General features: G+C 54.3%; 7 protein-coding genes and 3 rRNA genes. 9 read left to right on the forward strand and 1 reads right to left on the reverse strand.

Features of this window, described 5'->3' with window-relative positions:
* Positions 1 to 11 precede the first annotated feature (11 nt).
* The 9 genes from gatC (at position 12) to ARCH_RS02165 (ending at position 11,200) form a co-directional block, all read left to right on the forward strand.
* Positions 12 to 308, forward strand: a complete 297-nt coding sequence (gene gatC / locus ARCH_RS02130) for an Asp-tRNA(Asn)/Glu-tRNA(Gln) amidotransferase subunit GatC (protein ID WP_013169671.1) — start codon at positions 12 to 14, stop codon at positions 306 to 308.
* 3 nt (positions 309 to 311) lie between these two features.
* Positions 312 to 1,811 carry an Asp-tRNA(Asn)/Glu-tRNA(Gln) amidotransferase subunit GatA gene (gatA, locus tag ARCH_RS02135; RefSeq protein ID WP_013169672.1) on the forward strand — a complete coding sequence of 500 codons (1,500 nt, stop codon included), beginning with the start codon at positions 312 to 314 and terminating at the stop codon, positions 1,809 to 1,811.
* A gap of 5 nt (positions 1,812 to 1,816) precedes the next feature.
* A complete protein-coding gene (gene gatB, locus ARCH_RS02140) occupies positions 1,817 to 3,310 on the forward strand; it encodes an Asp-tRNA(Asn)/Glu-tRNA(Gln) amidotransferase subunit GatB (RefSeq protein WP_013169673.1) in 1,494 nt (497 codons plus the stop codon).
* A gap of 79 nt (positions 3,311 to 3,389) precedes the next feature.
* Complete coding sequence (locus ARCH_RS02145) at positions 3,390 to 4,790, forward strand: NAD-dependent malic enzyme (protein WP_013169674.1); 1,401 nt, start codon at positions 3,390 to 3,392, stop codon at positions 4,788 to 4,790.
* 138 nt (positions 4,791 to 4,928) lie between these two features.
* Entirely contained in the window at positions 4,929 to 5,195 is a 267-nt protein-coding gene (locus ARCH_RS09845; RefSeq protein WP_145961620.1) for a hypothetical protein, read from the forward strand.
* 86 nt (positions 5,196 to 5,281) lie between these two features.
* Positions 5,282 to 6,811 (forward strand): 16S ribosomal RNA (locus ARCH_RS02150).
* Positions 6,812 to 7,045: 234 nt separating this feature from the next.
* Positions 7,046 to 10,133 (forward strand): 23S ribosomal RNA (locus tag ARCH_RS02155).
* 81 nt (positions 10,134 to 10,214) lie between these two features.
* A 5S ribosomal RNA gene (rrf, locus tag ARCH_RS02160) occupies positions 10,215 to 10,331 on the forward strand.
* Together the 16S, 23S and 5S rRNA genes form the textbook arrangement of a ribosomal RNA operon.
* 428 nt (positions 10,332 to 10,759) lie before the next feature.
* On the forward strand, positions 10,760 to 11,200 hold the full coding sequence (locus ARCH_RS02165) for a DUF2871 domain-containing protein (RefSeq protein WP_013169675.1): 441 nt from the start codon (positions 10,760 to 10,762) through the stop codon (positions 11,198 to 11,200).
* A 170-nt stretch (positions 11,201 to 11,370) separates the two neighbouring features.
* Here ARCH_RS02165 and nhaA read toward each other — a convergent pair whose 3' ends face one another.
* The gene (gene nhaA / locus ARCH_RS02170) at positions 11,371 to 12,753 is read right to left on the reverse strand and encodes a Na+/H+ antiporter NhaA (RefSeq protein ID WP_013169676.1); all 1,383 of its coding nucleotides are present in this window, start codon (positions 12,751 to 12,753) and stop codon (positions 11,371 to 11,373) included.
* Positions 12,754 to 12,823 lie beyond the last annotated feature (70 nt).

Below are 12,823 nucleotides of genomic sequence, written 5' to 3' on the forward strand. Positions count from 1 at the left end.
ACCATTAGAGTATGTCGACATTTTCAAAGGAAGAGGTAGCCCGGCTGGCTGACCTCGCACGTATTTCTCTCACAGATCATGAACTTGAACAGTTCGCAGCTGAACTCGAAGTGATTAACGAATCTGTTTCACGTCTCAAAGAGGTTGTGAGCTCTGATATTCCAGCAACATCCCATCCGATTCCGCTCACTAACGTGTGGCGTGAAGATGAGGTTGTTCCAGGCCTCGATCGTGATGAAGTTTTGGCAATGGCACCACACGCTGAAGATGGCAAGTTTGGTGTTCCAGCAATCTTGGGTGAGGAGTAAACCGTGGCAGATTTGCATAAGAAAACCGCGTGGGAGCTTGCAGAATTATTGCAGGCCGGGAATGTGACTTCCGTAGAGATCACCACCATGTTCCTGGATCGTATCGATGCCTTGAACCCGAAGATGAACGTGTACTTGGCTGTAGATCGTGACGGCGCACTGGCAGAAGCTCAGGCTGTTGATGCCGATCGTGCCGCCGGCAAGGAACTCCCGTTCTTTGCTGGTGTGCCAGTGGCATTGAAGGACAACATGTGCCAGCGTGGCATTCCAACAACTGCAGCGTCTAAGATGCTCGATGGTTGGAAGCCACCATACGATGCCACCGTTGTTCGCCTGCTCAAAGAAGCGCGCCTGCCAATTCTTGGACACACTAACATGGATGAATTCGCTATGGGATCGTCCACTGAACACTCCGCATTTGGTCCAACCCAAAACCCATGGGGTCATAACTTGATCCCTGGTGGTTCCGGCGGTGGTTCCGCGGCTGCTGTTTCAGGTTACTTGGCCCCATGGGCGCTCGGCTCCGATACCGGTGGTTCGATCCGTCAGCCAGGCGCAATGACTGGCACGGTTGGCACCAAGCCAACCTACGGCGCCGTGTCCCGTTACGGCATTATTGCTATGGCATCATCATTGGATCAGGTGGGCCCAGTGGCTCGCGATGTTCGCGATGCTGCCGCGTTGCAGGAGATCATCAGCAAGCACGATCCATTCGATTCCACCTCGCTGACTAACGATTTCTCCAACCTGGTTGCTGCCGCCGCAGAAGGTGCAGAACTCGGCGATCTATCCGGTGTTACCTTCGGCATCGTGAAAGAACTCGATGGTGATGGATTCGCTGCAGGCGTGTTGGATGCGTTCCACGCGATAGTAGATAAACTCAAGGCTGCGGGTGCACAGTTCGTTGAAGTTTCCTGCCCATCTTTTGATTATGCGATGGCCGCCTACTATCTGATTATGCCGGCAGAAATGTCATCCAACCTGGCCCGCTACGATGGGGTCCGCTTCGGAAACCGCGTAGAACCAACGGAAGGTGCCCTCACCTCGGAAACGATGATGGCCGCTACCCGCGAAGCCGGCTTCGGCACCGAAGTGAAGCGCCGTATCATCCTCGGTACCTACGCGCTCTCCGCAGGTACATACGATGCCTACTATGGTTCGGCACAGCGCGTACGTACACTAGTCCAGCGCGATCTGGCCGCTGCCTATGAACAGGTTGATGTGCTGCTCACCCCAGCAACGCCAACTGTAGCGTTCAAATTCGGTGAAAAGCTTGATGATCCGATGGCAATGTACAAGAACGATATGACTACGATTCCTGCCAACCTTGCGGGCGCCCCAGCAATGACCGTTCCGATCGGCCTGTCTGACGGTCTGCCAGTTAGCGCCCAGATTATGGCGCCAACGTTTGAAGATGCTCGGATGTACAAGGCGGCTGCGATGGTTGAAAAGGTGGCCGATCCGGCCGCATCGCGTCCAGATATGGCAATGTGGGAGGATTAAGAATAATGACTGAATTGATGGACTACTCGGACGTCGTCGCTAATTTCGATCCAGTACTGGGCATCGAAGTTCATGTGGAACTGTCCACAAAAACTAAAATGTTTGACGGCGCGCCAAACGCGTTCGGCGGTGAACCAAACACGTTCGTCACCCCAGTATCGCTGGGCTTGCCAGGATCGTTGCCAGTGGTGAACAAGAAGGCTATCGAATACGCGATCAAGCTGGGCCTCGCGCTCAACTGCCAGATCGCGGAATCGTGCCGTTTTGCTCGCAAGAACTACTTCTACCCAGATTTGGCGAAGAACTTCCAAACCTCCCAATCAGACGAACCACTTGCGTTCGATGGTTACCTGGATGTGGAACTTGATGATGGCGCAGTATTCCGAGTGAACATTGAGCGTGCCCACGTGGAAGAGGATGCCGGCAAGAACACCCACATTGGTGGCGAAGGCCGTATCCACGGCGCCGATCATTCGCTGGTTGACTACAACCGTGCGGGCGTGCCGCTGGTAGAAATCGTTACCCGCCCAATTGAAGGCTGTGGTGATCGTGCTCCAGAAGTCGCTGCGAAGTACGTTCAGACTATCCGCGATATCGCTCGCGCAATCGGTGTGTCTGAAGCTCGCATGGAACGCGGGAACGTGCGTGCGGATATCAACGTCTCGTTACGCAAGACCCCAGAATCCCCACTTGGCACCCGTACCGAAACGAAGAACGTGAATTCGTTCCGGTCGATCGCGTCGGCAGTGGAGTTCGAAATGTGCCGCCAGGCTGCAATTTTGGATGCTGGCGGTTCGATTCTTCAGGAAACACGCCACTTCCAGGAGCTGGATGGTACAACCCTTCCTGGGCGTCCGAAGTCTGACGCGGACGATTACCGCTACTTCCCTGAACCAGATTTGGTGCCGTTGGCGCCGCCGCGTGACTGGGTTGAGGAACTGCGGGCGTCGTTGCCAGAATTGCCTGCAGATAAGCGCCGCCGTCTGTTGGCTGAGTGGGGCGTTTCTGCTACCGAAATGCGCGATATCGTGAATGCGGGTGCTCTTGGTCTGATTGAAGATTCGGTGAAGGCGGGCGCTACGTCTGCTGGCGCGCGTAAGTGGTGGATGGGCGAATTGGCCCGTTTCGCTAAAGATAACGAAGTGGAGTTGGCCTCGGTTCCAGTAACGTCTGAACAGGTTGCGGAACTTGATTCCCTGGTTGAATCGGGCAAGCTGACAGACAAGCTTGCGCGCCAGGCGCTTGCGGGAGTTTTGGCTGGGGAAGGTTCGCCAACTGAGGTTGTGGCCGCGCGTGGTTTGGAAGTTGTGAACGACGACGCTGCGCTCAACGCAGCCGTTGATGACGCCTTGGCAGCTAATCCGGATGTTGTTGAAAAGATCCGGGGCGGTAAGGTGCAGGCAGCCGGTGCGATTGTGGGTGCTGTTATGAAGGCAACTCATGGCAAGGCTGACGCGGCTCGCGTTCGAGAACTTATTATGGAGCGAGTACAGGCCTGATGTGCTTAAAAACGCAGGGTCGGAACGGCCCTGCGTTTTGCTTTCCGCACCTAAATTTTGTGGCTATTGAAGGAGAAAAATGTCCAAAGCATTGCCAAGTTATAACGTGACGTTGCGTATCGCGCTTCCGTTCGATCCGCGAGCAACGGCAACATTAGTGAAGGAATTCGCTGATTTCGGTGCGATCGTGACCGGTGTTGACATGGTCGAATCTGATGAATCGAATCTGCTTACCGATGTGACTGCGAAGGTTGACGATATCGAACACGCAGAACAGATCGCTGCCAAGCTGGAGATGCTAGATGGCGTTCACGTGTTGGGTATTCACGATTCCACCGTGCAGGCGCATTTGGGTGGCAAGATTGAGATCGCGTTGAAGCGGCCACTGAATACGCGCCAGGATTTGGCGCGGATTTACACGCCGGGTGTGGCACGGATCTGTACCTTGATTGCTAAGGATCCGAAGTTGGCCCGTAAGTTGACAGTGAAGCGTAATACTGTGGCTGTGGTATCTGACGGTACGGCCGTGCTCGGTTTGGGTGACGTCGGCGCGAAGGCCGCCATGCCAGTCATGGAAGGTAAGGCCGCGCTGTTTAAGAAGTTTGGTGACGTCGATGCATGGCCAATCTGCTTGGATACTACTGATACGGAAGAAATCGTCAAGATCGTCAAGGCGATCTCGCCAGGCTTCGGTGGCATCAATTTGGAAGACATATCTGCACCGCGCTGCTTTGAAATCGAACGCCGTCTACGTGCCGAACTCGATATTCCTGTTTTCCATGACGATCAACATGGCACCGCCGTCGTCGTCCTCGCAGCCCTTATCAACGCACTGAAGGTTGTGGACAAAAAGATCGAAGACATCCGAATCGTGGTATCGGGCGTGGGTGCGGCAGGAAACGCAATCATCCGTTTGCTACAAAGCCAAGGCGCCCGTGACATCATCGGCGTGGGACGCAACGGGGCACTCGGCCCATTCCGCGAAGAAAGTGGCGAAGACCGAAACTGGATCGCACAAAACACGAACCCACGCGGAATCGAAGGCAACCTCACGCACGTACTGAAGGGTGCGGACGTGTTTATCGGTGTGTCAGCTGGAAATATCTTGACCGGCGCGGACATCGCAACCATGGCCGACGACGCAATCGTGTTCGCACTTGCCAACCCAACCCCAGAAGTGGACCCAATCGAAGCCGCCACCCACGCAGCCATCGTGGCAACCGGGCGTTCCGATTACCCAAATCAGATCAATAACGTTCTGGCCTTCCCAGGAATCTTCCGTGGAATGCTAGACGTGCGCGCAACACACGTGACCGATCGGATGCTCGTGGTGGCAGCTCAAGCGATCGCAGAAACTGTTCAGCCAGAACAACTGAATGCCAACTTCATCATCCCAGGCGTCTTCCATCCAACTGCCGCCAAGCAGGTTGCGCGGGCAATCCGGGAGGAATTCCAGCAATCTTTGGCAAAGGACGCCTAAACCGGTGGCCTTTGGCTGGGGAATCTAAAAAGTAACTGCCGGCAAGGGTGAATCGCCCTGACCCAGGAGGCGAAAGCCTCCTGGGTTTTTGATTATTGGGGACTTTTTGTTGGTGTGGTGGGGTTTTGTGGGTGTGTGATGGGGGTTACGTTGGTTTGGTTTGACGGTGTGGGGTGTGGGTGGGTAGAGTATTTATTCGTTGCGAGGGGCTGGAACGGTTCTTGCGGGATGGTTTTCTTCGTGATGTTGGCCTTCTTGATGGTTGTCTGCTTTTGTGGTGGGTGGTTGTTGGGTGTGGGTGTGTTGTTTGATATCTCAATAGTGTGTCAGCTTTTTTACGATATTTTTTTGGTGTTGGGCTGGCTGGTTTTGTTGCTGGTTGGTTTGATGCTGTTTTTTGGATGAGCTAGTTTTGGTTTGTCTTTTTTTGTTGAGCCTGTTGGGCTTTTCGGATGTATTGATTGGATGCCTTTTGTGGGTGTTTGGTTTTTTGTTTGGAGAGTTTGATCCTGGCTCAGGACGAACGCTGGCGGCGTGCTTAACACATGCAAGTCGAACGATGAAGGCTCCTGCTTGCGGGGTTGGATTAGTGGCGAACGGGTGAGTAATACGTGAGTAACCTGCCCCTTTCTCTTGGGATAAGCCTTGGAAACGAGGTCTAATACTAGATATTCTGCTCTTGCCGCATGGTGGGGGTTGGAAAGGTTTTTTCTGGTGGGGGATGGGCTCACGGCCTATCAGCTTGTTGGTGGGGTGATGGCCTACCAAGGCGTCGACGGGTAGCCGGCCTGAGAGGGTGACCGGCCACATTGGGACTGAGATACGGCCCAGACTCCTACGGGAGGCAGCAGTGGGGAATATTGCACAATGGACGGAAGTCTGATGCAGCGACGCCGCGTGGGGGATGAAGGCTTTCGGGTTGTAAACTCCTTTTAACACTGAACAAGGCGAAAGTTGAGGGTAGGTGTTGAATAAGCGCCGGCTAACTACGTGCCAGCAGCCGCGGTAATACGTAGGGCGCGAGCGTTGTCCGGAATTATTGGGCGTAAAGAGCTCGTAGGCGGTTTGTCGCGTCTGCTGTGAAAGACCGGGGCTTAACTCCGGGGCTGCAGTGGGTACGGGCAGGCTAGAGTGCGGTAGGGGTAATTGGAATTCCTGGTGTAGCGGTGGAATGCGCAGATATCAGGAGGAACACCGATGGCGAAGGCAGGTTACTGGGCCGTTACTGACGCTGAGGAGCGAAAGCATGGGGAGCGAACAGGATTAGATACCCTGGTAGTCCATGCCGTAAACGTTGGGCACTAGGTGTGGGGCCTTTTCCATGGGTTCTGTACCGTAGCTAACGCATTAAGTGCCCCGCCTGGGGAGTACGGCCGCAAGGCTAAAACTCAAAGGAATTGACGGGGGCCCGCACAAGCGGCGGAGCATGCGGATTAATTCGATGCAACGCGAAGAACCTTACCAAGGCTTGACATACACCGGGATTATGCAGAGATGTGTGAGTCTTCGGACTGGTGTACAGGTGGTGCATGGTTGTCGTCAGCTCGTGTCGTGAGATGTTGGGTTAAGTCCCGCAACGAGCGCAACCCTTGTCTTGTGTTGCCAGCACGTTATGGTGGGGACTCACGAGAGACTGCCGGGGTTAACTCGGAGGAAGGTGGGGATGACGTCAAATCATCATGCCCCTTATGTCTTGGGCTTCACGCATGCTACAATGGCTGGTACAGAGGGTTGCGAGCTTGTGAGGGTGAGCGAATCCCTTAAAGCCAGTCTCAGTTCGGATTGGGGTCTGCAACTCGACCCCATGAAGTCGGAGTCGCTAGTAATCGCAGATCAGCAACGCTGCGGTGAATACGTTCCCGGGCCTTGTACACACCGCCCGTCACGTCACGAAAGTTGGTAACACCCGAAGCCCGTGGCCTAACTCGTTTGAGGGGGAGCGGTCGAAGGTGGGATTGGCGATTGGGACGAAGTCGTAACAAGGTAGCCGTACCGGAAGGTGCGGCTGGATCACCTCCTTTCTAAGGAGTCACGTACCACGCGTTATTGTGTTTATTGTTGTGTGGTGCCTAGCCTGGTGGTTGGGTAGTGGTTTTTAGTGGTTTATCGTATGAGGGTTGGCATGCTGTTGGGGTGTGGGATAATAGATCCTGTGCTGCCTGTGCTTGCGTGTTGCGACGGTTGTTGTGGCGTGTGGGTGTGGTGTTGGTGTGGTGGTTGAGAATTGTATAGTGGACGCGAGCATCTTTGGTTTTTTGTAAGTGTTCAAGAGCGTTCGGTGGATGCCTTGGCATGCAGAGCCGATGAAGGACGTTGTAGCCTGCGATAAGCCTCGGGGAGTTGGCAAACGAGCTGTGATCCGGGGGTGTCCGAATGGGGGAACCTGGCCAGAGTTATTTCTGGTTACCCGCACCTGAATGTATAGGGTGTGTGGGGGTAACGCGGGGAAGTGAAACATCTTAGTACCCGCAGGAAAAGATATTCTGTGAGTAGTGGCGAGCGAAAGCGGATGAGGCCAAACCATGCGTGTGTGATAGCTGTCGGGCGTTGCGCGTGTGGTGTTGTGGGGCCATGTTTGATCCAGCCGATACTGGGTCGGGTAGTGATAAATGTATGGTGTGTAGACGAATCAGTTGGGAAGCTGGACCGTAGACGGTGAGAGTCCGGTAGTTGGAACATGCCTGCCTGCTTTATGTGGTGCCCAAGTAGCACGGGGCCCGTGAAATCCCGTGTGAATCTGCACAGACCACTGTGTAAGCCTAAATACTCTGTGTGACCGATAGTGGATAAGTACCGTGAGGGAATGGTGAAAAGTACCCCGGGAGGGGAGTGAAATAGTACCTGAAACCGGACGCTTACAATCCGTCAGAGCCTCCTTGGTAGGGGTGATGGCGTGCCTTTTGAAGAATGAGCCTGCGAGTTAGTGGCATGTAGCGAGGTTAACCCGTGTGGGGAAGCCGTAGCGAAAGCGAGTTTTAAAAAGCGTGTGAGTTGCATGTTCTAGACCCGAAGCGGGGTGATCTACCCATGGGCAGGTTGAAGCACGTGTAAGAGCGTGTGGAGGACCGAACCCACTTCAGTTGAAAATGGAGGGGATGACCTGTGGGTAGGGGTGAAAGGCCAATCAAACTCCGTGATAGCTGGTTCTCCCCGAAATGCATTTAGGTGCAGCGTCGTGTGTTTCTTACCGGAGGTAGAGCGACTGGATGGCCGATGGCCCTTATCGGGGTACTGACGTCAGCCAAACTCCGAATGCCGGTAAGTCAGAGCACGGCAGTGAGACTGCGGGGGATAAGCTTCGTAGTCGAGAGGGAAACAGCCCAGACCGCCGGTTAAGGCCCCTAAGCGTGTGCTAAGTGGGAAAGGATGTGGAGTTGCTGTGACAACCAGGAGGTTGGCTTAGAAGCAGCCACCCTTGAAAGAGTGCGTAATAGCTCACTGGTCAAGTGATTCTGCGCCGACAATGTAGCGGGGCTAAGTACACCGCCGAAACCGCGGCAATAAACACTTTGTTTGTTGGGTAGGGGAGCGTCGTACGTGAGGTGAAGCAGCACAAGTAATTGGTTGTGGATTTCGTACGAGTGAGAATGCAGGCATGAGTAGCGAATGACGGGTGAGAATCCCGTCCGCCGAATGACTAAGGGTTCCAGGGCCAGGTTCGTCCGCCCTGGGTTAGTCGGGTCCTAAGGCGAGGCCGACAGGCGTAGTCGATGGTCAACCAGTTGATATTCTGGTACCGGCGAAGAACCGTCCCTGTCGAACCAAGGGATACTAACCACCCAAACCATCCATCCACGTCTTCGGGCGTGATGGTATCGGGGAGCGTGGGACCTGATCTTGTAGTAGACAAGCGTGTTAACAGGGGTGACGCAGAGTGGTAGCTCCGCGTGGCTAATGGCTTGCCACGTTTAACAGCGCAGCCCGTTCCCCAGGCAAATCCGGGGAACATCAAGGGGTGAGGCTGGATGATGACCCACACTAGTGGGGAAGCAGAGTGATCCTGTGCTGCCAAGAAAAGCCTCGACGCGAGGTTCTAGCCGCCCGTACCCTAAACCGACACAGGTAGTCAAGTAGAGTATACTAAGGCGAGCGAGTGAATCGTGGTTAAGGAACTCGGCAAAATGCCCCCGTAACTTCGGAAGAAGGGGGGCCAAAACCCTGAAGCCCTTCACGGGCTAGGGGTAATGGCCGCAGAAACCAGGGAGAAGCGACTGTTTATCAAAAACATAGGTCCGTGCGAACACGTAAGTGGATGTATACGGACTGACGCCTGCCCGGTGCTGGAAGGTTAAGAGGAACGGTTAGAACCCTCGTGGTTCGACGCTGTGAATTTAAGCCCCAGTAAACGGCGGTGGTAACTATAACCATCCTAAGGTAGCGAAATTCCTTGTCGGGTAAGTTCCGACCTGCACGAATGGCGTAACGACTTCTCCGCTGTCTCAACCACGAACTCGGTGAAATTGCATTACGAGTAAAGATGCTCGTTACGCGCAGCAGGACGGAAAGACCCCGGGACCTTTACTATAGCTTGGTATTGGTGTTCGGTACGGCTTGTGTAGGATAGGTGGGAGACTATGAAATACCAACGCCAGTTGGTATCGAGTCATTGTTGAAATACCACTCTGGTCGTACTGGATGTCTAACCTCGGACCATAACCTGGTTCAGGAACAGTGCCTGGTGGGTAGTTTAACTGGGGCGGTTGCCTCCTAAATGGTAACGGAGGCGCTCAAAGGTTCCCTCAGCCTGGTTGGCAATCAGGTATCGAGTGTAAGTGCACAAGGGAGCTTGACTGTGAGACCGACAGGTCGAGCAGGTACGAAAGTAGGAACTAGTGATCCGGCGGTAGCTTGTGGAAGCGCCGTCGCTCAACGGATAAAAGGTACCCCGGGGATAACAGGCTGATCCTGCCCAAGAGTTCATATCGACGGCATGGTTTGGCACCTCGATGTCGGCTCGTCGCATCCTGGGGCTGGAGTAGGTCCCAAGGGTTGGGCTGTTCGCCCATTAAAGCGGCACGCGAGCTGGGTTCAGAACGTCGTGAGACAGTTCGGTCCCTATCCGCTGCGCGCGCAGGAAACTTGAAAAGGGCTGTCCCTAGTACGAGAGGACCGGGACGGACGAACCACTGGTGTGCCAGTTGTTCCGCCAGGAGCATCGCTGGTTAGCTACGTTCGGAAGGGATAACCGCTGAAAGCATCTAAGCGGGAAGCCTGCTTTAAGATAAGGTTTCCACGATCCTAACGATCGGAAGGCCCCCTACAGACCATAGGGTTGATAGGCCAGACGTAGAAGCCCGGTAACGGGTGAAGCTGACTGGTACTAATGGCCAACCACCTACAAAAACACGTAACAAACACGCACGCGTCCACTATACAACTCCCAACCCCCAAACCAACCACAGAAACTATTCATCCAACCGTTTTGACGGTGGTCACAGCGGTAGGGAAACGCCCGGACCCATCCCGAACCCGGAAGCTAAGCCTACCAGCGCCGATGGTACTGCACCCGAGAGAGTGTGGGAGAGTAGGACACCGCCGTCACCACACCATCGAGGGGCTAACCAACACACCGGTCAGCCCCTCAAACACACCCCACAACACAACAACACCAAGCCCACACACGTGGGCTAAATCTATATATAACCCACACCAACAACACGCTAAAAACGACACAGTAGTTATCAAACAGCGTAAAACACTACAACAATCACCATATGTCATCAAAAAGCGCCACAGACGACAAGAGAGCCATATACAGCACTCCCGTGCAATCTCCCGCCTATTTAGACATCGCACCGGTCTAGAAGCGGTGAATTTTGGTCTAGAGGTTGGCCTAGAGGTGCGTATTTTCGGCCCGGCATGCCGCGGGCCTGAGCTAATCCGATGTTTTATGGTGTAAATATTGAAGATAGAGACGTCGCAAGGGGTATTTCGTCTCTAAATGGTTAAAAATAGGCTACAGTGAAGGCATGCGGAAATTATTTATTGCAGCGGCATCATATTTGGCGGTCGGGCTTATCTCTGGAGTCTTCTATCGTGAGTTCACTCGCGCATACGCCTATGTGGGGGATACCCAACTGAGCCGGATTCACACTCATACTCTCGTGCTCGGCACGCTTTTCTTCATGATTCTTATCGGACTAAATAAGCTCTTTGATCTTTCCGAAGATAAGCGCTTTAACATGTGGTTTATTCTCTATAACGTGGGCTTGGCATGGACAACAGCAGCGATGTTCACTCAGGGAGTTGTGAATATCGTATATGGCCCGGAAGAATGGATTCCAGCATTCTCAGGCATCGCTGGCTTTGGACATATTATTCTTGCTTTCGGCTTGATTCGCCTGTTCCAGATCCTTTACACCGCGATCCGTGGAGATAGTACTAACGCGGATTCGGTTTTATACCGATAAATTATCGCTAGCATCTGTGTTTAGTAACAAGTGAGGCCGTATCGCAAGATACGGCCTCCCTGCGTTGTGGAGCAGCGCGGGGTTGGGTGGAGCAGCGTGAGTCGGTGGAACACGCAGGCCAGTGGAGCAGCACGTGGGTTCCGATTGAGTTCGTTGCGTTGGCTTAAGAGCTAGGCAAGCTCCTTGTTGGCGCGCTCGAAAGCATCCGGAATACCGTTCGCATCGGCGTCTGCGTGCTCTGCTTCTTCGATCCTGCGGTAACGGTTGTTGCGCGGAACAAGAATGAGTGCAGCGATCAGCGCAGCCAGCACCGACGCCAGCAGGATACCCACTTTGGCAGCGTCATTATTGGCATCACCCAAACCGAAGGAGAGTTCGCCAACCAGCAACGACACAGTGAAACCGATCCCTGCCAAGAAGCCCACACCGATCATATCGGCCCACGCGATAGAGTCATCGAGCTTAGCGCGGGTCAGCTTCGTTAAAACGAACGTAGACGCCACAATACCCAACGGCTTGCCAATGATCAGCCCGGCCAAGATGCCAAGAGCAACTGGCGAAGAAAGAGACGCCACGAATCCGTCCCAACCCCCAACAGTCACGCCCGCAGAGAAGAACGCGAACACCGGAACGGCGAACCCAGACGAAATTGGCCGGATCCCATGTTCAAACATCGAAATAAGCCCCGGAGCGTGATCGCCGTGGCCATGCACATCCGGCCGATGCTCCGAGAGAGCCTCTTGTGCCCCCTCATGCTTGAATGCCACAGGCACAAGGAAGCCCAACACAACACCAGCGATCGTAGCGTGGATGCCGGCTTCGTGAAGGAAGTACCAGGCCACAGCGGCGATAGGGAAGAGGATAAACCAGGACGCCCAGCGATGTTTCACCCAGAACACGTGGAAGCGCTGCACGAGCACCCCGAAAATCGCAGCAGGGATCAGGAAGAGCGCAAAGTAGGTGCCGTGGATCTCGCCGGTATAGAAGATGGCGATGATAGTAATAGCGATCAAATCGTCAACTACAGCCAACGTCAGCAAGAACAACCGCAACGGGCTAGGTAAATGTGATCCTATAATGGCCAGCACAGCCACAGCGAACGCGATGTCCGTAGCGGTTGGAATCGCCCAACCTTGCAACGTTTCAGGAGAATTCCAGTTGAAGAACGCGTAAATGAGCGCAGGCACAACCACGCCGCCCACCGCCGCCACTACGGGAACAACGGCGCGGCTTGGGGAGCGCAGATCGCCCGCCACGAATTCCTGTTTGAGTTCGAGCCCCACCAGGAAGAAGAAAATTGCCAGCAGACCATCTGCCGCCCAGTGCCCAACTGACAGCTGGAGGTGGAGCGCATCGATCCCAAGTTTCATATCGCGCAGCGCAGTGTACGATTCTGCCCACGGTGAGTTTGCCCAGATGATCGCAACAAGCGCGGCAATCATGAGGGCGATTCCGCCCGTGGTTTCGCGGCGTAGGATTTTTCCGATACGCAAGTGTTCTGCATAGCTTCCGTACGAAAGAACATGACGGAGAGCAGTGGGGCGTTGAGTCACGGTGCCTCTTTTCCGGTTGGTTATTTTAAACGTGCCGACCAGACTTCCCGGCTCACCTATGTTCCATTTT

The sequence above is a fragment of the Arcanobacterium haemolyticum DSM 20595 genome (assembly GCF_000092365.1).
Taxonomy (GTDB): domain Bacteria; phylum Actinomycetota; class Actinomycetes; order Actinomycetales; family Actinomycetaceae; genus Arcanobacterium; species Arcanobacterium haemolyticum.